22 protein-coding genes and 2 pseudogenes are annotated in these 21,445 nt (G+C 70.7%); 14 read left to right on the top strand and 10 right to left on the bottom strand.

Annotation, left to right across the window (positions count from 1 at the left end; translation table 11 throughout):
• The first annotated feature begins 16 nt into the window (after nt 1-16).
• The 3 genes from ACFYZQ_RS34400 (at nt 17) to ACFYZQ_RS34390 (ending at nt 4,801) form a co-directional block, all read left to right on the top strand.
• A complete protein-coding gene (locus ACFYZQ_RS34400) occupies nt 17-1,303 on the top strand; it encodes an acetyl-CoA C-acetyltransferase (protein ID WP_389156523.1) in 1,287 nt (428 codons plus the stop codon).
• A 262-nt stretch (nt 1,304-1,565) separates the two neighbouring features.
• Nucleotides 1,566-3,473 (top strand): AMP-dependent synthetase/ligase, encoded by a 1,908-nt coding sequence (locus ACFYZQ_RS34395; RefSeq protein ID WP_389156753.1) that lies wholly within the window; start codon nt 1,566-1,568, stop codon nt 3,471-3,473.
• Between the two features lie 101 nt (nt 3,474-3,574).
• Nucleotides 3,575-4,801 (top strand): cytochrome P450, encoded by a 1,227-nt coding sequence (locus ACFYZQ_RS34390; protein ID WP_389156520.1) that lies wholly within the window; start codon nt 3,575-3,577, stop codon nt 4,799-4,801.
• Here ACFYZQ_RS34390 and ACFYZQ_RS34385 read toward each other — a convergent pair.
• On the bottom strand, nt 4,761-4,979 hold the full coding sequence (locus ACFYZQ_RS34385; protein ID WP_389156517.1) for a DUF397 domain-containing protein: 219 nt from the start codon (nt 4,977-4,979) through the stop codon (nt 4,761-4,763). The two genes, ACFYZQ_RS34390 and ACFYZQ_RS34385, sit on opposite strands and share 41 nt — an antisense overlap.
• Nucleotides 4,976-5,779, bottom strand: a complete 804-nt coding sequence (locus ACFYZQ_RS34380; protein ID WP_389156514.1) for a helix-turn-helix domain-containing protein — start codon at nt 5,777-5,779, stop codon at nt 4,976-4,978. Before ACFYZQ_RS34380 ends, ACFYZQ_RS34385 begins: the two co-directional genes overlap by 4 nt.
• A 93-nt stretch (nt 5,780-5,872) precedes the next feature.
• Here ACFYZQ_RS34380 and ACFYZQ_RS34375 point away from each other — a divergent pair, with 93 nt between their 5' ends.
• Nucleotides 5,873-6,367 (top strand): ATP-binding protein, encoded by a 495-nt coding sequence (locus tag ACFYZQ_RS34375; protein WP_389156511.1) that lies wholly within the window; start codon nt 5,873-5,875, stop codon nt 6,365-6,367.
• Here the strand turns inward: ACFYZQ_RS34375 and ACFYZQ_RS34370 are convergent.
• Nucleotides 6,306-7,199, bottom strand: a complete 894-nt coding sequence (locus ACFYZQ_RS34370; protein WP_389156508.1) for a LysR family transcriptional regulator — start codon at nt 7,197-7,199, stop codon at nt 6,306-6,308. The two genes, ACFYZQ_RS34375 and ACFYZQ_RS34370, sit on opposite strands and share 62 nt — an antisense overlap.
• Nucleotides 7,200-7,779: 580 nt before the next feature.
• Nucleotides 7,780-8,550 carry a TetR/AcrR family transcriptional regulator gene (locus ACFYZQ_RS34365; RefSeq protein ID WP_389156505.1) on the bottom strand — a complete coding sequence of 257 codons (771 nt, stop codon included), beginning with the start codon at nt 8,548-8,550 and terminating at the stop codon, nt 7,780-7,782.
• A gap of 104 nt (nt 8,551-8,654) precedes the next feature.
• On the opposite strand from ACFYZQ_RS34365, the gene ACFYZQ_RS34360 reads away from it, so the two are divergent.
• A complete protein-coding gene (locus ACFYZQ_RS34360; RefSeq protein WP_389156502.1) occupies nt 8,655-9,044 on the top strand; it encodes a VOC family protein in 390 nt (129 codons plus the stop codon).
• 580 nt (nt 9,045-9,624) lie between these two features.
• Here the strand turns inward: ACFYZQ_RS34360 and ACFYZQ_RS34355 are convergent.
• Nucleotides 9,625-10,032: a winged helix-turn-helix transcriptional regulator gene (locus ACFYZQ_RS34355; protein ID WP_389156499.1), complete on the bottom strand. Its 408-nt coding sequence runs from the start codon at nt 10,030-10,032 to the stop codon at nt 9,625-9,627.
• Between the two features lie 103 nt (nt 10,033-10,135).
• Here ACFYZQ_RS34355 and ACFYZQ_RS34350 point away from each other — a divergent pair, with 103 nt between their 5' ends.
• Nucleotides 10,136-11,062, top strand: a complete 927-nt coding sequence (locus tag ACFYZQ_RS34350) for an NAD(P)-dependent oxidoreductase (RefSeq protein ID WP_389156496.1) — start codon at nt 10,136-10,138, stop codon at nt 11,060-11,062.
• Between the two features lie 86 nt (nt 11,063-11,148).
• Here ACFYZQ_RS34350 and ACFYZQ_RS34345 read toward each other — a convergent pair whose 3' ends face one another.
• Both ACFYZQ_RS34345 and ACFYZQ_RS34340 read right to left on the bottom strand, forming a co-directional pair.
• Nucleotides 11,149-11,463: an AzlD domain-containing protein gene (locus ACFYZQ_RS34345; RefSeq protein WP_389156493.1), complete on the bottom strand. Its 315-nt coding sequence runs from the start codon at nt 11,461-11,463 to the stop codon at nt 11,149-11,151.
• Nucleotides 11,460-12,164 (bottom strand): AzlC family ABC transporter permease, encoded by a 705-nt coding sequence (locus ACFYZQ_RS34340; protein WP_389156490.1) that lies wholly within the window; start codon nt 12,162-12,164, stop codon nt 11,460-11,462. The genes ACFYZQ_RS34345 and ACFYZQ_RS34340 overlap by 4 nt, the downstream gene beginning before the upstream one ends.
• A gap of 68 nt (nt 12,165-12,232) precedes the next feature.
• On the opposite strand from ACFYZQ_RS34340, the gene ACFYZQ_RS34335 reads away from it, so the two are divergent.
• A complete protein-coding gene (locus ACFYZQ_RS34335) occupies nt 12,233-12,835 on the top strand; it encodes a helix-turn-helix domain-containing protein (protein WP_389156487.1) in 603 nt (200 codons plus the stop codon).
• Nucleotides 12,836-13,062: 227 nt separating this feature from the next.
• Here ACFYZQ_RS34335 and ACFYZQ_RS34330 read toward each other — a convergent pair whose 3' ends face one another.
• Complete coding sequence (locus ACFYZQ_RS34330; RefSeq protein WP_003992177.1) at nt 13,063-13,266, bottom strand: cold-shock protein; 204 nt, start codon at nt 13,264-13,266, stop codon at nt 13,063-13,065.
• 287 nt (nt 13,267-13,553) lie between these two features.
• On the opposite strand from ACFYZQ_RS34330, the gene ACFYZQ_RS34325 reads away from it, so the two are divergent.
• Together ACFYZQ_RS34325 and ACFYZQ_RS34320 are read left to right on the top strand one after the other, a co-directional pair.
• Nucleotides 13,554-14,402 (top strand): menaquinone biosynthetic enzyme MqnA/MqnD family protein, encoded by an 849-nt coding sequence (locus ACFYZQ_RS34325; RefSeq protein WP_389156484.1) that lies wholly within the window; start codon nt 13,554-13,556, stop codon nt 14,400-14,402.
• Nucleotides 14,403-14,525: 123 nt separating this feature from the next.
• Nucleotides 14,526-16,214, top strand: a pseudogene (locus tag ACFYZQ_RS34320) (serine/threonine-protein kinase).
• A gap of 38 nt (nt 16,215-16,252) precedes the next feature.
• Here the strand turns inward: ACFYZQ_RS34320 and ACFYZQ_RS34315 are convergent.
• Nucleotides 16,253-17,224 carry an alpha/beta hydrolase gene (locus ACFYZQ_RS34315; RefSeq protein ID WP_389156481.1) on the bottom strand — a complete coding sequence of 324 codons (972 nt, stop codon included), beginning with the start codon at nt 17,222-17,224 and terminating at the stop codon, nt 16,253-16,255.
• Nucleotides 17,225-17,489: 265 nt separating this feature from the next.
• Here ACFYZQ_RS34315 and ACFYZQ_RS34310 point away from each other — a divergent pair, with 265 nt between their 5' ends.
• The 5 genes from ACFYZQ_RS34310 (at nt 17,490) to ACFYZQ_RS34290 (ending at nt 21,195) form a co-directional block, all read left to right on the top strand.
• Nucleotides 17,490-17,948, top strand: a complete 459-nt coding sequence (locus ACFYZQ_RS34310; RefSeq protein WP_389156478.1) for an SRPBCC family protein — start codon at nt 17,490-17,492, stop codon at nt 17,946-17,948.
• Nucleotides 17,949-18,351: 403 nt separating this feature from the next.
• Complete coding sequence (locus tag ACFYZQ_RS34305; RefSeq protein ID WP_389156475.1) at nt 18,352-18,570, top strand: hypothetical protein; 219 nt, start codon at nt 18,352-18,354, stop codon at nt 18,568-18,570.
• Complete coding sequence (locus tag ACFYZQ_RS34300) at nt 18,567-19,301, top strand: prepilin peptidase (protein WP_389156750.1); 735 nt, start codon at nt 18,567-18,569, stop codon at nt 19,299-19,301. The genes ACFYZQ_RS34305 and ACFYZQ_RS34300 overlap by 4 nt, the downstream gene beginning before the upstream one ends.
• A gap of 81 nt (nt 19,302-19,382) precedes the next feature.
• Complete coding sequence (gene mqnC, locus ACFYZQ_RS34295; protein WP_389156472.1) at nt 19,383-20,582, top strand: cyclic dehypoxanthinyl futalosine synthase; 1,200 nt, start codon at nt 19,383-19,385, stop codon at nt 20,580-20,582.
• 7 nt (nt 20,583-20,589) lie between these two features.
• Nucleotides 20,590-21,195 carry a hypothetical protein gene (locus ACFYZQ_RS34290; protein ID WP_389156469.1) on the top strand — a complete coding sequence of 202 codons (606 nt, stop codon included), beginning with the start codon at nt 20,590-20,592 and terminating at the stop codon, nt 21,193-21,195.
• Between the two features lie 15 nt (nt 21,196-21,210).
• Here the strand turns inward: ACFYZQ_RS34290 and ACFYZQ_RS34285 are convergent.
• Nucleotides 21,211-21,315: pseudogene (locus tag ACFYZQ_RS34285) on the bottom strand (hydrolase); the annotation flags it as partial.
• Nucleotides 21,316-21,445: the final 130 nt, after the last annotated feature.

Here is a 21,445-nt window from a genome sequence, read left to right as displayed (position 1 = left end):
GAGGAACAGGTCGAGAATGAGTCCCCTTGAACCCCCTCGCGCCCGCCGCGTCGCGGTGATCGGCGGCACGCGCGTCCCCTTCGCCCGCGCCGACGGCCCGTACGCCACCGCCTCCAACCAGGAGATGCTCACCGCCGCCCTGAACGGCCTGGTCGAGCGGTACGGGCTCCAGGCGCCCGGCGCGGTGGGGGAGCTGGTGGCGGGAGCGGTCCTCAAGCACAGCCGCGACTTCAACCTCACCCGGGAGACGGTCCTCGGCTCGGACCTCGATTCCCGCACCCCCGCCTACGACATCCAGCAGGCCTGCGGCACCGGCCTCCAGGCGATCATCGCCGCCGCCAACAAGATCGCCCTCGGCCAGACCGAGTCGGCCATCGCCGGTGGCGTCGACACCGCGAGCGACGCCCCTCTCGGCGTCAACGACGACCTGCGCCGCGTCCTGCTCGAGGCCCGCCGGGCGAAATCCCTCGGCGCCCGCGTCAAGGCCCTCGCCAAGGTCCGCCCCGCCCACCTCGTCCCCGACATCCCCCGCAACGCCGAGCCGCGCACCGGCCTGTCCATGGGCGAGCACGCCGCGGTCACCGCCCGGGTCTGGGGCGTCACGCGGGAGGCCCAGGACGAGTTGGCGGCGGCCAGTCACCAGCGGCTGGCGGCGGCGTACGAACGCGGCTTCTTCCAGGACCTGGTGGTCCCCTTCCGGGGCCTGGCCCGGGACCAGAACCTCCGCCCCGGCTCGACGGTGGAGAAACTGGCCACGCTGAAGCCGGTGTTCGGCCTGAAGGACCCGGAACCCACCATGACGGCGGGCAATTCCACCCCGCTCACCGACGGCGCCGCCCTGGTCCTGCTGGCGTCCGAGGAGTGGGCGGCCGAACGCGGCCTGGAACCGCTGGCCTACCTCACGGCGTACGAGACGGCGGCCGTGGACTTCCCGCACGGCGATGTGGCGGACGGCGAGGACGGCCTGCTGATGGCTCCCGCGTACGCGGTCCCGCGGATGCTGGAGCGGGCGGGCCTGACGATGGCCGACTTCGACCTGATCGAGGTCCACGAGGCCTTCGCCTCCCAGGTGCTGGCCACCCTCGCGGCCTGGGAGAAGCGCGGCCTGGCCCCCGTGGACCGCAGCCGCCTGAACGTGGCGGGCTCCTCCCTCGCCACCGGCCACCCCTTCGCGGCGACCGGCGCCCGGATCGTCGCGACCCTGGCCAAACTGCTGGCCGAACGGGAGGGACCGGCACGGGGACTGATCTCCGTCTGCGCGGCCGGCGGCCAGGGCGTGACGGCCGTCCTGGAGCGAACGTGAGCGACCGTCACTTAACCGCCGAGATTGCACACCCCTGTCCCCGGACCATCCCCGAACCCGCACAAGCCCACCACAGGAGCCTCGTAACATCACCTGCCTGAACCGTCGGTAACCCCCTTCCGCAGCGGCCCGCCGGTGAACGCCTCGGTGTGCGAGGCACGTACGTAATGCAGCAAGCAGTTCACGCTGCACGCCCGAGGAGCCGCCCGTGTCCACGCCGTACCCGACCGCCCCCGTCTCCCCCGTCTCCTCCGGTGCCACCGTGCACGCCACCGTCCACGCCACCGACTACGACGGCCTGCCGATCCTCGTCGAGCCGGAGACACGCCGCCTGGACGGGGTGGTACGGGAGGCGTCCGTCCCGCCCTTCGCCCCGCCCGTCACCCACGGATCCCTCGCGGACCTGCCGTTCGACAACGCGGAGAAGGATCCCGAAGCGGTGGTCCTCAGCCGCAGGACGCCCGACGGCGACTGGCAGGACGTGACCGCCCTCGAGTTCGCCGAACAGGTACTGGCGGTGGCGAAGGGACTGATCGCCGAGGGGTTCACACCCGGCGACCGGATCGCCGTCATGGCCCGCACCACCTACGAGTGGACGCTGCTGGACTTCGCCGCCTGGGCGGCCGGACTGGTCACCGTCCCCGTCTACCCGACCTCCTCCGTCTTCCAGACCCGCTGGATCCTCCACGACTCCGGCGCGCTCGCCCTGGTCACGGAGACCGCCGGCCAGGCAGCCGCCATCGGCCCCGAACTAGAACACCTCCCCGACCTCCGCCACGTCTGGGTGATGGACAAGGGCCACGTGGACCGCCTCGCCGAAGTGGGCGCCCAGTTGCCCGACGCGGAAGCGGACATACGCCGGGGCATGCTCGTCCCCGACACGCTCGCCACCATCATCTACACCTCCGGCACCACCGGCCGCCCCAAGGGCTGCGCCCTCTCGCACGGCAACTTCTTCGCCGAGGTCGACAACGCCATCGAACTCCTCCACCCCGTCTTCAAGGCGAAGTCGGACGAGGCGGCCTCGGTGCTGCTGTTTCTGCCGATGTCCCACGTCTTCGGCCGGATGGTGGCCATCGCCTGCGTCCGGGCGAGAGTACGTCTGGGCCACGCCCCCAGCCTGAAGCCCGAGGACCTGCTCCCGGACCTCGCCGCCTTCCGGCCGACCTGCCTGCTGACCATCCCCTACATGCTGGAGAAGGTCTTCAACTCCGCCCGCGCCAAGGCGGAGGCGGGCGGACGCGTGTCCACCTTCGACCGCGCGGCCTCCGTCGCCCAGCGCTACGGCGAGGCCCTCGAAGCCCGCCAGACCGGCACCGGCGGCGGCCCCAGCCGCTCCCTGAAAGCCGCCCGCACCTTCTACGACCCCCTGGTCTACCGCCGCATCCGCAACGCGATGGGCGGCAGGGTCCGGTACGCGATCTGCGGCGGCTCCCCGCTCGGCCGCCGCCTCGCCGCCTTCTACGCGGGTGCGGGCATCGAGATCTTCGAGGGCTACGGCCTCACCGAGACCACCGCCGCCTCCACCGTCACCCCACCCCTCAAACCGCGCCTGGGCACCGTCGGCTGGCCCATGCCCGGCACCAAGGTCCGCATCGCCGCCGACGGCGAGATCCTGATCGCCGGGGACCACGTGCTCCGCGGCTACTGGGACCCCCAGGCCGGCGGAGTGGTCCCCGCGACCCAGGACGGCTGGCTCGCCACCGGCGACCTCGGCGAACTCGACGACGAGGGCTACCTCACCATCACCGGCCGCAAAAAAGAGCTCCTCATCACCGCCGGCGGCAAGTCGGTCGCCCCCGCCCCCCTGGAGAACTGGCTCCGCTCCCATCCCCTGATCTCCCAGTGCATGCTGGTCGGCGACGGCCGCCCCTACGTCGGCGCCCTCCTCACCCTCGACCCCGACGGCATCACCCACTGGCGCCTGATGAACGGCAAGCACCCGGTTCCCCCCGAGCTCCTCATCGGCGACGAGGAGCTGACCGCCGTCCTGCAACGGGCCGTGGACGAGGCCAACAAACTGGTCTCCCGGCCCGAGTCCATCCGGCGGTTCGCGGTCCTGCCCGTCGACTTCACCGAGGAGTCCGGCCACCTGACCCCGTCGATGAAGCTGCGGCGGGAAGCGATCATGCGGGACTTCGCGGGGGAGGTGGAGGGGCTGTACGGCTGACCCTGTGTCAGAGGTTCTTAGCCCATCCGGCCCACCAGCGGGGTGCGTATCACGGGCCCGTGCCTCCTGCCGTGTTTCCATCGCGCCAGGAGGCATATGACATGACTGACGACCGGCAGCAGCACAGCACCGACGACGAGCCCCGCACCTGCCCCTTCGACTTCAGCGACGCCCTGGACTTCGACCCCGAGCTCGCCGACCTCATGGAGCGCGGATCCATCAGCCGTATCCGCCTCCCGTACGGCGAGGCCGACGCCTGGCTGGCCACCGACTTCCACTCGGTCCAGCAGGTCACCGTCGACCGCCGCTTCAGCCGCGCCGGGATCATGGGCCACGACTACCCCCGCATGACCCCGGAGCCCATCGTCTCCCCCGAGTCCGTCAACGTCATGGACCCCCCGCAGAGCAGCCGCGTACGCAGCCTGGTCTCCCAGGCCTTCACCCAGGAACGGGTCGACGGCATGCGCGAGCGGATCGTCCGGCTCGCCGACTCACTGCTGGACGGCATGGCGGAGGAAGGCCCGCCCGCGGACCTCGTCCGGCACCTGTCGGACCCGTTCCCGCAGCACACCATCCTCGAACTCCTCGGCATCCCCCGCGAGGACTGGGCCCGGATGCGGGACCTGGTTCTGAAACTGCTCGTCACCGGCCGGGACAACAAGGAGGCGGCGGCCCAGGTCAAGACCGACCTGACCGGTTACTTCCGCACCCTCGTCGAGCAGCGCCGCCACACCCCCGGCAACGACATCATCAGCGGGATGATCGCCGCCCGGGACGGCCAGGACCAGCTCGACGACCAGGAAATGGCCGTCATGACACTGACCCTGGTGCTCAGCGGCCAGGACACGGCGACGTGTCAGATCAGCAACATCGTTTACTTGCTGCTGACCCGGCCGGAGCTGATGGACGGGCTGCGGCGGAATCCGGAGTCCTTGACGGACGTCATCCATGAACTGCTGCGGTACATCCCCTTCCGCAAGGGCGTCGGCATCCCCCGCGTGGCCCTGGAGGACGTCGAGCTGGACGGCGTGAAGATCCGGGCCGGCGAGTTCGTCCACGTCTCTTATCTGACGGCGAACCGCGACCCCGCCCGCTACCCGGACCCCCACACCATCGACCCCGCCCGCCCCCACGCCCCCCACATGACCTTCGGCTGGGGCGGCCACCGCTGCATCGGCGTGCCCTTGGCCCTGGCCGAGCTGGAGGTCGCGGTCGGGCGGCTGCTGGAACGCTTCCCCGGGCTGCGGTTGGCGGTGCCGCCGGGGGACTTGCGGTGGGACGCGAAGACTATTCGGCGGTTTCCTGTGGAGTTGCCGGTGAGTTGGTAGGGCTGAGGTGGGGGAGGAAGGCCAGCCAGGTGGTGGGGGAGAGGGTCAGGTGAGGGGCGGTGGGGGTTTTGGAGTCGCGGATGTGGATTGCTGCGTGGTCGGTGGCGATCTCCAGGCATTCGCCGCCCTCACCGCCGCTGTAGCTGGACTTGCGCCAGTTGAGTTCGTGGCTGTTCACAGCTCCCCCAGCTTCTTCTCGATCAGGGCCCGGGACACCGTGGGCGTGAGGGCCATCGCCCGCATGATCCCATAGCGATCGGCGATCTTCCGTACCTCTTCGGTGTCGGTGATCAGCCGGGGGTAGCCCTGGATCTCCGTGTACGCAACTTGCGGGTGCTTACGAGGGGTCAGCAAGTTGAACGGGCCATCCATGTTCGGGTGTTCCTCCGCACTGGACGGCATCACCTGAATCTCCACGTTCCGCAAGCTGGCGATGTGCAGCAGCCGTTGCAACTGCTCCTTGTGGATGTCCCGGCCGCCGATGGGCCGATCCAGCATCACCTCCTCCAGGACATAACTGCACACTGGGGCGGGCCACCTGTCGAAGACCTGCTGCCGCGCCAGCCGGTCTGCTACCCGCTTCTCGATCGTCTCCTCGTCAAGCAGGGGTCGTCGGCGAGAGAACACCGCCCGGGCGTAGTCCTCGGTCTGCAAGAGGCCCGGCACGCCCTGGTTGGCGTAGAAGTGGAGCTCAATAGCCTCCGCCTCTAGGGCCGCGTAACTCCTGTACCACTCGGGGTGTCGGGTCCGCGCCTTCTTCAGCGCCTCCTTGACGTCGGGAATGGCAGCCCGAAGGATGCCCCCGGCGTCGAGCAACTCATCTGCCGTCTCAAGCAGCTCGGGCTGGGTAACCCGCACGCCCCGCTCCATGGCGGAGATGGCATCCGGCCCGTAGGCGACAAGCTGACCCAACTCCTTCTGCGTAAGCCCCTTCCGCTCCCGAAGCACCTTGAGCTGCTTACCCAGGGTCGTGAACAACCCCGTACGCCCAACCCACCGCACCCGTACGGCTACGCACAGTCGCCAGGTCACTCCTGGTCAGGGTAGGGAGAAACCGCCACCCTCTGTCACGTGAACTCACAAATCTCCACCCCCACCACTTCCCCCACGACCCTCAGCGAACTGGCCGTCCGTCTGAGTCCGACTCCGAGAGGCGCACGCCTGGCCCGCCACCTGACGGCGAACCAGTTGGCGAGCTGGGGCCACCCCTACGGCGGAGACGTGAACGACACCGCCCAGCACCTGGTCGCGGAACTCGCCGCGAACGCGGTCACGCACGGCCGCGTACCCGGCAGGGACTTCGAACTGCGCCTGCTGCGCCTCCCCAGGGACACCCTCCGTATCGAGGTGACCGACGCGAGGGGAGAGAAGAAGCTCAGGTTCGCCCCGGAGGACGACGAGAACGGCGAGGGAGGCCGGGGCCTGATCCTCGTATCACTGCTGGCGCAGGCCTGGGGCGTCACGGAGCGCGCCGTAGGCAAAACAGTCTGGGCGGAACTGCCCCTCACCCGCCCCGCACCCGGCACTGGACGACCGTGTCGGCGAAGGCCCGGGCCGGCGGACTGAGCGCGTCCCAGCGGCGTACGGCCCACCCGACGGGAAGGGGCCGCAGCCCGGGGACGGGCACGAGCCGCAGGTCTCCCTCCCCGGGAACGGGAAGTCCCGGCACGGCAGGCACGACGGCCCGCCCGACTCCCAGCTCGGCGAGCAGCAGGGCGGTGTCCCAGTCGGCGACGCTCGGCTCGTAGGCGAAGCGCACGCCCAGGTCCTCGCAGGCGGCGTCGAGATGGGCGGCGGAGGCGGAGTTGGGCGGCAGCCGGATCAGCCGTACGTCGTGCAGGTCGCCGGGGTCGAGGTGGGTCTGCCGGGCGAGCGGGTCGTCGGCCCGTACGGCAAGCACCCAGGGCAGTTCGACCACCGCCCGCTGCTCGATCCCGCGCACGGGAGGGCCGAGGGTGATCCAGGCGAGGTCGAGCGTGCCGTCGGCGAGCGCGTCGAAGCTGCCGCGTCCCGAACTGACGGTTCGGAATTCGAGGTTGACGTGCGGATACCGTCGCCGGAACCGGACGACGGCGTCGGACATGAAGTGCCGCACGGTGGTGGCTCCGGTGGCGACCCGCACGTACCCGCTGCGCCCGTCGACGAGGTCCCGCAACTCCCGCACGGCGAGATCGAGTCCGGCGATCCCCTCCGCGGCGGCGGCCTCCAGCACCCGCCCCGCCTGCGTGGGCACGACCCCGCGAGGCTGCCGCTCCAGCAGCGCCACCCCCGTCTCCCGCTCCAGCCGCTTCACGTGCTGGCTCACGGCCGACTGCGTGCACCCCAGCTCCCGAGCCACCGCACTGAGACTCCCGCCCCGGCACACGGCGACGAACACGCGCAGATCATCGAGCGTCACAACCTCCAAGCTAACACTTGGGGTTACTCTCAAATCCCCAGGATTGACTGGGCGGTTGACCCGTACGACGATCTATCCCGGGCCCAGGCGGCAACCCGCTCCCAGGGCCCGGGAGCGGGTGCCGACCACAAATCCCGAAGGGACAGTGACGGCGGTGGGGGTCGACTGCCGGCACGCCCCTTGGGAGGTGGCCGTAGGGGCCGCTCGCTTCTTCGTGAGTGTCGTGCTTCCGCGACCCGAGTAAAGGGCGCTGCGCGTCGCCTGCGGCGATCGGCCTGCGGCCGACCCTTGACTCAGCTCGCTCCAGCACGGGGAAGAAGCGAGCGAGCGGCCCGGAAAGCCGGTGGCCGGGGCAGGCGGTCCCTTCGCCGGACTGGCCTGCGAGCCGGGGTTTGGGGTGCGCGGTCGCGCCTCGCCTGCACGCCGGGTGGGTTCGGCGGCGGTCGGTGAGTGGGTTCTGATTGGCCGCAGCCGCTCAGTGATTGGAGGATATGTACCAGGGGTGGCTGAGAAAGCTGCAGGTCACTCAGCACAGCCGTGGTACATGTCCTCCTATCACTGCCACGGCGTGCGGGGGTCGCTACCGGTACCGGCTCTCGATGAGGTGGGCGAGGCCGTCGAGGATGCGCTGCAGCCCGAAGGCGAAGGCGTGTTCAGGGTCGTACGTGCTCCGATGGGTCGCGCCTGCGGCGCTTCCGACGCGGGCGGCGAGGGGGAACCGGGCCGGGTCGAAGACTCTGGCCAGAAGCGGGGCGTTGACGGCCCACCACTGCTCGTCGGACATGGCGCTGTCGCGGGCGGCGGCCTGGGTGTCGAAGTCGGCGCGAGCGACGGATTGGACGAAGCCGAGCACGAAGGTGAGGGCCGCGTCCATCTCGACGTCATCGAGCCCGAGGCCGTCGAAGGCGGCCAGTTCGTGTTCGTACTTGGCCATGAGTCCGGGTCCGAGCGGCGGGCGCGTGGTGGGCAGGGTCGCCACCCAGGGATGGCGTCGGTACAGGTCGCGGTTCTCGCGCGCGACGGCCTCCACCCTCGTGCGCCATGGGGCGGACGTCTGGTCGGTGCGCGGCATCTGCAGATAGACGGCGTCCAGCATGAGGTCGAGCAGCTCTGCCTTGCCCGGGACGTAGGTGTAGAGCGTCATCGGCGTGACGCCCAGTTGCTGGGCGACGCTGCGCATGGTCAGGGCGTCCAGCCCGCCGGCGTCGGCGAGTTCGATGGCGGCCTGGACGACGGCGTCAACCGTCAAGCCCTGCCGGGGGCCGCGCCGGGGGCCACCACGTCCGGGCTCGCGCCACAGCAGTTCCAGGGTGCGGGCCGGGTCGCCTGCGCCGCTTCGTTCCTTGGCCATGCGCCCCATCTTCTCCGCTAGGAGCGATGGCTCCGCACACGCATACTCTGTACAATGTATAAAGTACAACGTACAGAGTTGATGCCAGGTCTCCAGGAGGAACCATGAAGATCGCTTCCACGGCCGTCTCCCTGACCGTCGACGACGTCCACGCCTCCGCCGCATTCCTGGTCGAGCACTTCGGGTTCCAGGAGGCCATGGCCGCCGAAGGCTTCGCCTCCCTGGCCCGGGAGGACGCCCCCGACGTGATCTTTCTGCAGCGCGGCATCGAGGTCCTGCCCGAGGGCTTCAGGGATCAGCATGCCGCCGGCGTGATCATCGCGTTCACCGTGACCGACCTGGAGGCCGAATACGAGCGACTGCAGAGCGAAGGCGTCTCCATCACCCTCCCCCTGCGCGAAGAGCCGTGGGGCGAGCGCCTCTTCCAGGTCACCGACCCGAACGGCGTAATTCTCCAACTCGTCGCCTGGGCCGCGCCCGACGGCCACCAGTGAGGGCCTGAGCCGGCGTCCGATATCGACGGGCCGCCTCCCGCCCAGTCACATCCGTCTCACCAGTCACGGCCACCCGGTAATTGGAGGGTATGTCTCACGGGTGGGAGGCAAACCCGCAGGTCACGCGGCGCGGGCGTGAGACATTCCCTCCAGTTGCTGTCATCCCGTCAGCCCGCTGCGCCACCAGTGCGACCGCGCGGCACCGATCACCGTCCACCGACCGCAAGCCGCTGAGCCGACCCGGCGTGCCCTCACCTACCCAGCGCGTGCACGAGCCCCCACTCCCCATCCACCGATCGCCGCTAAGCCCACCCGGCCTGCAGGCGAGGCGCCATCGCGCCCCCGACCCCGCCCGGCAGCCCAGCCGACGGCAGGGGGCGCCCTACCCGGGCCCCCGCTTTCTCCGGGCTGCCCGCTCGCTTCTTCCCCGTGATTCCGTGAGCCGAGTCAAGGGTCGGCCGCAGGCCGATCGCCGTAGGCGACGCGCAGCGCCCTTTACTCGGCTCACGGAATCACGACACTGCAAAAGAAGCGGGCGGCCCCACAGCAACCATCCAACCGGCGTCCACGTCGCCCATGCTCACCCGCGTGAGGCCTCGGCCGCCTCGGTCCCGTCGCCCCCCTCGGCCCCGTCGCCCGGGTCAACCGCCCCGAAGCCTTCGCGGCGCATCCGCTCGGTCCCCCAGGCGCCGAGCGGTCCCAGCGCTCGATTCAGCGTGCGCCCGTGCTCGGTCAGGGAGTACTCCACGCGTGGCGGCACCTCGGCATGGACCTCTCGGTGAACGAGACCGTCCTCCTCCATCTCGCGGAGGTGCTGCGTCAGCATCTTCTCGCTCACGCCCGGCAGGCCGCGACGGAGCTCGGCGAAGCGGCGTACGCGATGGGTGTGCAGCTCCCAGAGGATCAGCCCCTTCCACTTGCCGCTCACCACGTCGAGCGCAGCGTCGATGCCGCAGATGTAAGGCCCGCGTCTCGGCGCCTTGGCCATCACTGATCCCCCTTGGCCGTCGCTGATCCGCTTACAACTTAGTAAGTAGCGCAGGAAATAGTAGGTACTTCCGAGATCAGAGGCACTCCCCGAGCATGAAGGGGTGAACGAACAACGGAGCCACACCACCAGCCAAGACAGCCACAGCCCTGTGACCGTGATCGGACTCGGCCCGATGGGCCAGGCGATGACCCGTACCCTTCTCGCCGCCGGCCACCCGGTCACCGTCTGGAACCGCACCGCCAGTCGCGCCGACGGTGTCGTCGCCGCCGGGGCCACGCTCGCGGCGACACCCGGCGCAGCGGTCGAAGCGAGTGACCTCGTGATCCTCAGCCTCACCGACTACCAGGCGATGTACGACATCCTTGACACCGCCACGGCCACCTCCACCGCATCGCTCGCCGGGCGGACGCTGGTCAACCTGAGCTCTGACACTCCCGACCGCTCACGCGAGGCGGCAACCTGGGCAGCGGGTCACGATGCCGCCTTCCTCACCGGAGGCGTCATGGTGCCCGCGCCGATGGTCGGCACGGAGGCAGCCTACGTCTACTACAGCGGCCATGCTCCAGTGCTGGAGCGCCACATGGCGGCGTTGGCACTGCTGGGCACACCGAAGCATCTGGGCGAGGACCCGGGCCTCGCCCAGATGATGTACCAAGCCCAACTCGCGGTGTTCCTCACCACCCTGTCCGGACTGATGCACGCCACCGCCATGCTGGGCACGGCAGGGATCAAGGCCGAGGAAGCGCTGCCGGAGCTGCTCTCCTCCGCCGACTCGATCGGCGACATCCTCAGGGCCGGTGAAGAGCACCCCGGTGCCGCGCTCGACGCCGGAGAGCATCCCGGCGACCTCAGCACGGTCACCATGATGGGCGCGACGTCCGACCACATCGTCGAGACCAGCACGTCACTCGGCCTCGACCTCGCGCTCCCCCTGGCCGTACAGGCCCACTACCGGCGCGCGATCGAAAACGGACACGGCAGCGACAACTGGACCCGCATCATCGACAGCATCCGAGGACCGCGCTGACCGAATGCGGGACCGAGAACACGAGGCGGGCCCACCGACCGGCCACCAGCCGGCGTCCGCGTCACGCCGCCCCCCGTCCGTCCGCGTCACCCCGCCCCTACCGCCCGCAACACCCCCGTCACCACAGCCGCCCCCAGCACCACCACCACGAACGGGGCCCTCCGCCACGCGAGTACGCCCGCCGCCAGGACCCCGGCCGGCCGGGCCCATCCAGCGAAGTCGCCGCCCTCCGTCAGCGAGCCCGTTGCCAGCAGGGCGACCAGCAGGACGACCGCCCCCGCCGACGCCAGCTCCTGCACCCTCGCCGGTATCTCCACGCGCCCGTGCAGTACCGGGCCCACCAGCCGGAAGGCGTACGTGCCCACGGCGAGGGCCAGTATCACGGCGGCCGTCGAGCTCACCGGGCCGTCACCTCCCCCTGCGCCGGGCGGTGCAACACCAGTCCGCACAGCGCCACTAGCACCGGCACCCCCGCCGGGACGGCCGGTGTCACCGCCAGGGCCAGGGCGGCGCCGAGCAGGGCGGAACGGCGTACCGCGCGGTCCGTGCGCAGGGTGGGCAGGACGAGGGCCACGAGGACGGCGGGGAAGGCGGCGTCCAGGCCGTAGCGGGCGGTGTCGCCGAGGGCGCTCCCGGCGAACGCGCCGGCCAGTACCCCGGCGTTCCACACGGCGAACAGGCCGAGCCCGGAGATCCAGAACGCCGCCCGGCGGCGGTCGGGGTCCTGCTGGGCCAGGGCGAAGGCCACGGTTTCGTCGGTCACGAGGTGGGCGCCGACCAGGCGGGTCAGGCGTCCGCCCCCGATGGTCTCGGCGACGGCGAGACTGAAGGCGGCCGTACGGGTGTTGAGGAGCAGGCCGGTGGCCGCCGCGGCCAGCGGACCGCCCCCGGCGAGCAGCACGCCGACCGCGCTGAACTGGGCCGACCCGGCGTACACCACCACCGACATCACCACCGGCACCCACAGCGGCAGACCGCCGGCGACGGACACCGCGCCGAAGGAGACGCCGACGATGCCGCTGGCCAGCCAGACGAGAGAGCTGTCGCGGACCAGGGGCCGCACGGCGAGAGAGGCTCCGTGTGTTCGTTGTGGCGAACGCATGTTTTCTACAATGAACAGCAGCCCTCACGTTCGTCAAGGCGAACAGTCATACCGATGGAGCGAACGCCATGCCCGACTCGCCCCCCTCCGACACTCCCTCCGGCCCCCCATCCGGCCCCCCTTCCCGCCTCCCCCTCGACTGGATCGCCGCCGCCCTCCGCCGCGAACGCACCCGCGCCGGTCTGTCCCTGTCCGAGCTGGCCAAGCGGGCCGGGGTCGCTAAGTCCACGCTGTCCCAGTTGGAAGGGGCGGCCGGGAATCCGAGCATGGAGACGATCTGGGCGCTCGCGGTGGCGCTCGGGGTGCCGTTCAGCGTGCTGGTGGAGCCGCCCGCGCCCGCCGTTCAGGTGATCCGGGCGGGGGAGGGGCCCACCGTGCACTCGGAGCAGTCCAGCTATCTCGCCACGCTGCTTTCCGCGAGCCCGCCGGGCGCTCGGCGGGACATTTACTACGTATGGCTGGAACCCGGCACCGTCCGGGATTCCGAGCCGCACATTCCCGGGACCGTCGAGCACATCGTGGTCGGCGAGGGCAGCGTGAAGGCGGGGCCCCGCGGGGAGGCGGTCGAGCTCGGTGCGGGGGACTACATGTCGTACCGGGGGGACGTCCCGCACACGTACGAGGCGCTCGCGGCCGGAACGAAATTCGTACTGATCATGCAGCACGTGTGAACGGAAAATGAACAGACGCCGCCGCCACCAGAAGGCGACCAGAAGGCGATCGGAAGGCGACCGGAAGGAGCCCCGCGCCAGCCGGCGGAAAAGGCAGGAGCCCCGTCGCCGGATGGCGTGGGGCTCCTTGGGTACTGCGAATCAGACTGCGATCAGGCAGTGTCGATCAGACAGCGCTGATCGGAACCTTCCAACTGGAATCGGAAGGTTCCGACGGGCACCTGTGATCAGACGGGGGTGACGTTCTCCGCCTGCGGACCCTTCGGGCCCTGCGTGACGTCGAAGCTCACCTGCTGGTTCTCCTCGAGGGAGCGGAAGCCGGAGGCGTTGATCGCGGAGTAGTGAACGAAGACGTCGGGGCCGCCGCCTTCCTGGGCGATGAAGCCAAAGCCCTTTTCGGCGTTGAACCACTTCACGGTTCCGGTAGCCATAAGCCCTCCTTGGGCCCAAAGGGTCGCCCTGCTCCAGAACCCTGCAAGCGTGAAAGCAAGTGCCGCACAACTGCATACGTCTGAAAACGACTAGAGCCCGCGGTTACATGCTCCGCAGGCTCTGTACTGCAAGGGAAACCAAACTGCAACTTGCGGCGAGCCTAGCACGTGGCCAGCCGAAAGCAATAGAGGCCAAGATCACTTCACCCCAACGTTTGACAAGCGTTGGGCCAGTTGACGGAGGGGCCGGGGGCGGCCCCGTATCCCGAGGGGGCTAGTCTCGCGATGTGGACAATTCTCGCACCCGGCCGCGTGTCGGCCACATCCAGTTCCTGAACTGCCTGCCCCTCTACTGGGGGCTCGCGAGAACCGGCACCCTCCTCGACTTCGACCTCACCAAGGACACTCCCGAGAAGCTCAGCGAGCAGCTGGTGCGGGGGGACCTCGACATCGGGCCCGTCACCCTCGTCGAGTTCCTGCGCAACGCCGACGACCTGGTCGCCTTCCCCGACATCGCCGTCGGCTGCGACGGCCCGGTGATGTCCTGCGTGATCGTCTCGCAGGCCCCCCTCGACCGGCTGGACGGCGCCCGGGTCGCCCTCGGCTCGACCTCCCGCACCTCCGTCCGCCTCGCCCAGCTGCTGCTCGCCGAGCGCTACGGCGTCCAGCCCGACTACTACACCTGCCCGCCCGACCTCAGCCTGATGATGCAGGAGGCCGAGGCCGCCGTACTGATCGGGGACGCGGCACTGCGCGCCAACCTGCACGACGGGCCGCGCTACGGGCTCGACGTGCACGACCTGGGCGCGCTGTGGAAGGAGTGGACGGGGCTGCCGTTCGTCTTCGCGGTGTGGGCCGCCCGGCGGGAGTACGTCGAGCGCGAGCCCGACATCACCCGCCAGGTGCACGAGGCGTTCCTCGCCTCCCGCAACCTCTCCCTGCAGGAGGTCGGCAAGGTCGCCGAGCAGGCGGCCCGCTGGGAGTCCTTCGACGAGCGGACCCTGGAACAGTACTTCACCACCCTCGACTTCAGCTTCGGCGGACCGCAGCTCAACGCGGTCACGGAGTTCGCACGGCGGGTGGGACCGACGACCGGCTTCCCGGCCGACGTGAAGGTGGAACTGCTCCAGCCGTAGGGGAACTGCTCCAGCCGTAACGGGGCGTTCCGCACTAATCTGCTGGAGTGCCCGACGGGGCCCACGGGGGCCCACGGGGGCCTATGGGGGCCTATGGGGGCCTACGGGGGATGGGGGGACGCCATGCAGCCGCTCGCGGCCGACGAACCTGCCGTGATCGGGCCGTACCGGCTGCTCGGCCGGCTCGGCGCGGGCGGGATGGGACGGGTGTACCTCGGCCGCAGCGCGGGCGGCCGGACCGTCGCGGTGAAGATCGTGCACCCGCACCTGGCGCTGGACGACGAGTTCCGCGCGCGTTTCCGGCGCGAGATCGCGGCCGCCCGGCGGGTCGGCGGCGCCTGGACGGCCCCCGTCCTGGACGCCGACCCCGACGCCCCCGTGCCCTGGGCCGCCACGGCCTACGCGGCCGGCCCGACCGTGGCCGCCGCGGTGGAGGCCGACGGCCCGCTGCCCGCGCACTCGGTACGGGCGCTGGGCGCGGGCCTCGCCGAGGCGCTGGCGGCCGTGCACGAACTCGGACTGGTGCACCGGGACGTGAAACCGTCCAACGTGCTGCTCACCCTCGACGGCCCCCTGTTGATCGACTTCGGCATCGCCCGTGCCACCGACGGCACCGCCTCCCTGACCTCTTCCGGCGTCTCCGTCGGCTCGCCCGGTTACATGTCCCCGGAACAGATCCTCGGCAAGGACGTCACCGGCGCGGCGGACGTCTTCTCCCTCGGCGCGGTCCTGGCGTAGGCGGCCACCGGCGAGCCGCCCTTCCCCGGGGACTCCTCGGCGGCGCTGCTGTACAAGGTCGTCCACGAGGAGCCGGAACTCGGCGCGCTGAGCGGTGAACTGCGGGAGGTGGCCGAGGCCTGCCTGGCCAAGGACCCCGGCCGCCGGCCCGCACCCGGGGAGGTCGCCCGGCGGCTGGCCCCCGACGGCGCGGCTCGGCTGATCGCGGGCGGCTGGCTGCCGGGGCCTCTGGTCGAACAGGTCAGCCGCAGCGCCGTACGGCTGCTGAACCTGGAGGCCGCGGAGGCGGTGCCGTCCGGCCCAATCGGGTTCAGCAGCCCGTCGGTGGGAGGGGCTTCAGGCGTGATGGGCGGGGCGTCCGGCGTGGCGGGCGGCGAGTTCGGGCCGGCGCCGGTGATGCCGGAGGCCGAGCCGGTCGTCATGCCCGGGCCCCGGGACGCGCCCTCGCCGTCCGTGGAGCAGCCTCCGGGCAAGGTCTCCGTCACCATGGCGGCCTCCTCCACCCCGGGTGAGGGCGGTCGTGGACGCCGGGTGAGCTGCACGGTGGCGCTCGCCGTCGCCGGGGCGCTCGTCGGGGCGGTCGTGGGGCTCGGGTTCCTCGTCCGGTCGCTGATCGGCGGCACGGACGACGAGTCCTCCGGGGGCAGCGCCTACTCGCCGGCGCCCGGTCCCGCCTCCAGCGCCGTCGACCGCAGTGCCGATCCCCCCGGCAAGAGCGGCAGCACCGTTCCGTCCCGCTACCTGGGCACCTGGGAGGGCCAGGCCACCGCCCTCGGCGGGAACCTGCCCGTAGGCACCTTCCGGCTCACCGTCCACCGGGCCGGTGGGGGCGAGGAGTTGGGCCGACTCGTCCAGACCGACCAGCTCGGCGGTGTCTGCACGGACGTACTGACGCTGAAGAAGGTGACTTCGGCCCGGCTGGTCGTCACCTCCGTGGGCGCCAAGGGCAACCATGCGGGCTGCGACCCGGCCGCACACGATGTGCAGTTGACGCCGGTGGGTGACGACCTGAAGTACACCTCGGACAGCGCGGCGGAGGGGAACCCGGTCTCCCGGATGTCGAAGGTCAGGTAGCGGCCGGGGCCTTGCCGCCGGTGAACTTCCGGCAGGCCCTAAGCCGCTTCGTCGGTGCCCAGGGCCTCCCGCAGTACAGCGACGGCCTGGGACACGGCCGCACGGGTGGCGTGGGTGTCGCTGAGCGGGTTGAGCATCATGAAGTCGTGGGTGATGCCGTCGTAACGGACCGTGGTGATGTCGACGCCTGCGGCGCGGAGCTTGGCCGCGTACGCCTCACCCTCGTCGCGCAGCACATCCGCCTCGTCGACGACGAGGAAGGCCGGTGGCAGATCGGCGAGCTGATCGAGGTCGGCCTTCAAGGGGGAGGCGGTGATCTCGTCGCGCTGCGCGCGGTCGGGAGCGTAGGCGTCCCAGAACCACTCCATGGCCTTGGCGGTGAGGAAGTAGCCGGTGGCGAAGTCGGCGTAGGACCTGGTGTTCATGCTGGCGTCGGTGACCGGGTAGTACATGGACTGGTGCACGAAGCGGACGTCGCCGCGCTCCTTGGCCATCAGGGCGAGAGCGGCCGTCATGTTCCCGCCGACCGAGTCGCCCGCCACCGCCATGCGGTCCGGATCGAGGCCGTGGGCAGCGCCCTCTCGGACGATCCACTGAGCGGTGGCGTAGCCCTGCTCGATCGCCACCGGGTAGTGGGCCTCGGGGGAGCGGGCGTACTCGACGAACACGACCGCGGCCCGCACCCCGTCCGCGAGCTCGCGCACCAGTCGGTCATGGGTGTCCGCGTTGCCCAGGACCCAGCCACCGCCGTGCATGTAGAGAATCACGGGAAGGGGCGACGCGGAGCCCCGCGGCCGGACGATCCGGACACGTACATCGCCGACTTCGGCGGGAATGGTGATCCACTCCGAGTCGACGTCGAGCTTCTCGATCGGTTCCGCCTGGATGTCGTCCAGCACCTTTCGGGCCTTCTCCGGCCCCAGTTGGTACAGGAACGGCGGCTGGGACGTGGCATCTGCCATCTGCTGGGACGCGGGCTCCAGAACGACGGTGCCAGAGGGGGCGGTCATGACGATCTCCGTGGGCTCCGGGGATGGACACTCGGCTGGGAGAGATGCCGGGGGCTCGTGCACGGCCTGACCATGGTGCCCAGCCACTGGGGCAGGCAGCGCGGTGTTGCCACACGCAACAGCCTCCCGCCTGCGAGTCGTGATCGCATCCGGTGAGGGGTGCGGGTCAGGTGCATCCGGCGCGGTTCGCCTCGCGAGACGCCCGGTGGTCCCCTGTACGAAGGAGTCACGGGCACGCTGCGGCTCCCGCGATCGAGGAGTGCTCATGCCAGGACAGTTCGAAGCGACGACCGAGGTCGATCGACCCGTCGAAGCGGTGTTCGACTACCTCGCCGACGGACGCAACGATCAGCAGTTCAGCCCCCGTGTGCTGAGGATCGAGCGGGTTCCCGACACTCCGACCGCCGTCGGGACGGTCTTCCGCAGCACGGTCAAGGACGCCGGGATGAAGACGGCCAGGGAGTTCCGCATCACCGACCTGCAGGCCCCGGTGCGGATCCGGTGGGCCGAGGCCTCGAAGAACAGCGTGACGGTCCGCGAAGGCGGTTACGACCTGGAGTCGCTGGCCGGCGGCAGGACACGGGTCCGTATCTTCAACGCCCTGGAAGGCCACGGCCTCGGCCGACTCCTCGTCGGCCTCGCGCTCGCCGCCGCCCGCAAGGACGCCCATGATTTCGGCGCCCGGATCAAGGCAGCGGCTGAGGCGGCGATTCAGCCGCGCTGAGCGGGTCGCTCGGACGTCGCTTCAGATGCCTTGGTCCAGTGGTCCGTTCAGAGCTTCGATCCGTACCGTTCGTCGCGCAGGCCGACATCGCCGCCGCCGCTTCCGCCGCGGGCGGTCAACAACTGGCCCACGCGTGGGGGACCGTGGGCGGAGCGGGAGGCGTCGCGTGCGGGAAGGGGCGGTCGACGGGCGGCCGGTCTTCCTCCGTGCTTCGCCGTGTCAGTGCGGGTCAATAGGATCTCCGTAGGCTCGGCCCACCCCCGGCCCACCCCCGGCCCATCCCCGGGCCAACTCCTCCCCACCACGACCCAGGACACCCCCCATGGCGCGACACAGCACACCAGGCTCCACGGGAAGCTCCAGCGGGGGCCCGGTGAGCCCGCGGAATCGGACACCGCAACCGGTGCGTGCGCGGCAGCGTACGTACGGGGACTTCGGCAAGGCGTTCCTGGCCTTCGTCGCCCTGCTCCGGCTGGTCGTCGGCGCGCCCGGGGCCGGGCCCGGGCAGCTGCCCGCCCGGCAACTCGTCTGCGCGCTGCTGCTCGTGGGCGCCACGGCCGCCGGCTTCAGGCCGGGGCTCTCCGTCCCGACATGGCGCGACGGCGTCGCCGCGGCCGGATGAGCGACGCCCTGCTGGTCGTGACCGCCGCGCTGTGGGGTGCGGCGGCGGGCGCGCTGCTGCCCAGGGCCGCCTACCGCTTCTCCGTCCCCCCGGAGGAGCAGTGGCGGGAGAACTGCCCGGGCGGGCATTTGGTCGCGGGGTGGGTCGGGCGGGCGCGGTGTGCGCGATGCCCCTGGCCCCAGTCGTCGTACGGCCCGAGCGGCCTTCAGCTCGCCACCGTCACCGCCCTGGTCTGCGCCGCCCTCGCCGCCGCCACCGGCACCCGGCCCGAGCTCGGGGTATGGCTGCTGCTCGCGCCGCTCGCGGTGCTGCTGGCGGTGGTGGACCTGCGGGTGCAGCGACTGCCGGACGTGGTGACGCTGCCGCTCGCGGGGGCCGCGCTCGGGCTGCTCGCGCTGGTCACCCTCGTCCCCGAGCACTCCGGGGACTGGCTCACCGCCCTGCTGGGCACCTTCGCCCTCGGCGCCGGCTACTTCGTGCTGTGGCTGGTCAATCCCGGCGCCATGGGCTTCGGCGATGTGAAACTGGCGCTGGCGACGGGGGCCGCGCTCGGCTGGTACGGCTGGCCGACGGTGATGCTCGGCACCTTCGCCGGGTTCCTGTTCGGGGCGCTGTACGGCGGCGCGCTCGTCGTGGTCCGGCGGGCGGGCCGCAAGACGATGATTCCGTTCGGGCCGTTCCTGATCGCGGGGGCCTTCGTGGGGCTGCTGATCGGCGCGTACACGGCCTGACGTCAGCCGGGCGAACAGCCTGACGTAGGCTGGTTCGGTCCGTCCACAACCCCAATTGTGAACCTTGCGAAAGGGACGCCGGTGACCGAGAAGGCCGACCTTCAGTCCGTGCTCGACCGTGCCGCCGCCGGTGGGCGGATCAGCCCCGAGGAGGCGCTCGTCCTCTACCGCGACGCCCCGCTGCACGCGCTGGGCGCTGCCGCCGACGCGGTACGGCGCCGCAAGTACGCCGGTATCGAGCACATCGCCACGTACATCATCGAGCGGAACATCAACTACACGAACGTGTGCGTCACGGCGTGCAGGTTCTGCGCCTTCTACGCGGCCCCCAAGGACACCGAGAAGGGCTGGACCCGCGACCTCGACGACATCCTGCGCCGCTGCGCGGAGACCGTCGAGCTCGGCGGCACCCAGATCATGTTCCAGGGCGGGCACCACCCGGACTACGGCGTCGAGTACTACGAGAGGCACTTCGCCGCCATCAAGAAGGAGTTCCCCCAGCTGGTCATCCACTCGCTGGGCGCCTCCGAGGTCGAGCACATGGCCCGGATCAGCGGTGTCTCGGTGGAGGAGGCCATCACCCGCATCCACGAGGCTGGCCTGGACTCCTTCGCGGGTGCCGGCGCCGAACTCCTCCCGGAGCGGCCCCGCAAGGCCATCGCCCCGCTGAAGGAGAGCGGTGAGCGCTGGCTGGAGATCATGGAGACCGCACACCGGCTGGGCGTGGAGTCCACCTCGACCATGCTGATGGGCACCGGCGAGACGAACGCCGAGCGCATCGAGCACCTGCGGATGATCCGGGACGTCCAGGACCGCACAGGCGGCTTCCGGGCGTTCATCCCGTACACCTACCAGCCCGAGAACAACCACCTGAAGGGCCGCACCCAGGCCACGCTCTTCGAGTACCTGCGGATGATCGCGATCGCCCGCCTCTTCCTCGACAACGTCCGGCACATCCAGGGCTCCTGGCTGACCACCGGCAAGGAGGTCGGCCAACTGTCGCTGCACTACGGCGCGGACGACCTCGGCTCGATCATGCTGGAGGAGAACGTGGTCTCCTCCGCCGGCGCCAAGCACCGCTCCAACCGCCTCGAGATCATCGACCTCATCAGGAAGGCGGGCCGCGTCCCGGCCCAGCGGGCGACGACCTACGAGCACCTCGTCGTCCACGACGACCCGGCGAACGACCCCGTCGACGAGCGGGTGATGTCGCACATCTCGTCGACGGCGATCTCGGGCGGGACGGCACATCCCGAGCTGAAGCTGCTCGCGTCCAACTAGTGCCGCCTTGTTGACGATTCACGCCGACTCCAGGGGCCACGCCTTCGCCGTTCAGGGTGAGTGGATCGCCGCCGTCGGTCCCCTGGAGGAGCTGGCCGCCGCGCATCCACGCGCACGCGTGCGCAGTTGGCCAGGCATCCTCACGCCCGGGTTCGTCAACCTGTACGGCAACGAGCTGCTGGAGCGGACGTACCACCCGGATCCACGAGAGGCCGACGACCTCGGCACCGAGCCGCTGACCGGGGACGCGCTGACCATGCTCGTCCTCGACGACGCCCGCTGGGGCGCCAGTGCCCGGCGCGGGATCCAGCGCATGCTGGCGCGGGGCACGGTCGCCGTGGCCTGCGAACCCTTCCGTAACCGCGCCGTGAAGGACGCCGTCCGGCGCAGCGGTATCGGCGTCATGGGCCGGCTGGGCAGCCCCGGCGACCTGCCCTCCCTCGACCCGTTCCGCTCCGCACGGCCGCCCATGACGGCGACCGAGCGGCAGCAGGGCTCCGCCGCCCGCTTCGCCGTTTTCGACGTCCGTGACGAGGCCGAGCTGGCCGAGCGCGGGGCGGACACCTGCTTGGCCACGGTCGTCGGCGGACGTCTCGTGTTCCGGCGCCGCTAGGGCCCGTACGGCCGCTCACCCCGCGAACGCCTTCCCGAACGCCCCCGAACTCTGCTTCACCCCGCTGCAGTCGGTCGCCGCGTCGTCGGACGAGGAGTCGCCGTCCTGACACTGCTGGTCCGTTCCGGGCGCCGTACTCCTCGGAGACGGACGCCATCGACAACTACAGCCGGCCCGTCTACAAGAAGCTCGGCGAGGACGGCTACACCAGCGTCTTCGTCGACACCGACAGCGACGACTGGAAGAAGCG

This window comes from Streptomyces sp. NPDC001843 (assembly GCF_042891955.1).
In the GTDB taxonomy this organism is placed as follows: domain Bacteria; phylum Actinomycetota; class Actinomycetes; order Streptomycetales; family Streptomycetaceae; genus Streptomyces.
The sequence above is the reverse complement of the archived record's forward strand: the minus strand, read 5'-3'. Positions and strand labels throughout refer to the sequence as shown.

Coding starts and splice junctions, on each gene's coding strand:
- ACFYZQ_RS34400 (WP_389156523.1), top strand. CDS start 17: ATGAGTCCCCTTGAACCCCCTCGCGCCCGCCGCGTCGCGGTGATCGGC.
- ACFYZQ_RS34390 (WP_389156520.1), top strand. CDS start 3,575: ATGACTGACGACCGGCAGCAGCACAGCACCGACGACGAGCCCCGCACC.
- ACFYZQ_RS34365 (WP_389156505.1), bottom strand. CDS start 8,550: ATGGCCAAGGAACGAAGCGGCGCAGGCGACCCGGCCCGCACCCTGGAA.
- ACFYZQ_RS34360 (WP_389156502.1), top strand. CDS start 8,655: ATGAAGATCGCTTCCACGGCCGTCTCCCTGACCGTCGACGACGTCCAC.
- ACFYZQ_RS34355 (WP_389156499.1), bottom strand. CDS start 10,032: ATGGCCAAGGCGCCGAGACGCGGGCCTTACATCTGCGGCATCGACGCT.
- ACFYZQ_RS34340 (WP_389156490.1), bottom strand. CDS start 12,164: ATGCGTTCGCCACAACGAACACACGGAGCCTCTCTCGCCGTGCGGCCC.
- ACFYZQ_RS34335 (WP_389156487.1), top strand. CDS start 12,233: ATGCCCGACTCGCCCCCCTCCGACACTCCCTCCGGCCCCCCATCCGGC.
- ACFYZQ_RS34330 (WP_003992177.1), bottom strand. CDS start 13,266: ATGGCTACCGGAACCGTGAAGTGGTTCAACGCCGAAAAGGGCTTTGGC.
- ACFYZQ_RS34315 (WP_389156481.1), bottom strand. CDS start 17,224: ATGACCGCCCCCTCTGGCACCGTCGTTCTGGAGCCCGCGTCCCAGCAG.
- ACFYZQ_RS34310 (WP_389156478.1), top strand. CDS start 17,490: ATGCCAGGACAGTTCGAAGCGACGACCGAGGTCGATCGACCCGTCGAA.
- ACFYZQ_RS34300 (WP_389156750.1), top strand. CDS start 18,567: ATGAGCGACGCCCTGCTGGTCGTGACCGCCGCGCTGTGGGGTGCGGCG.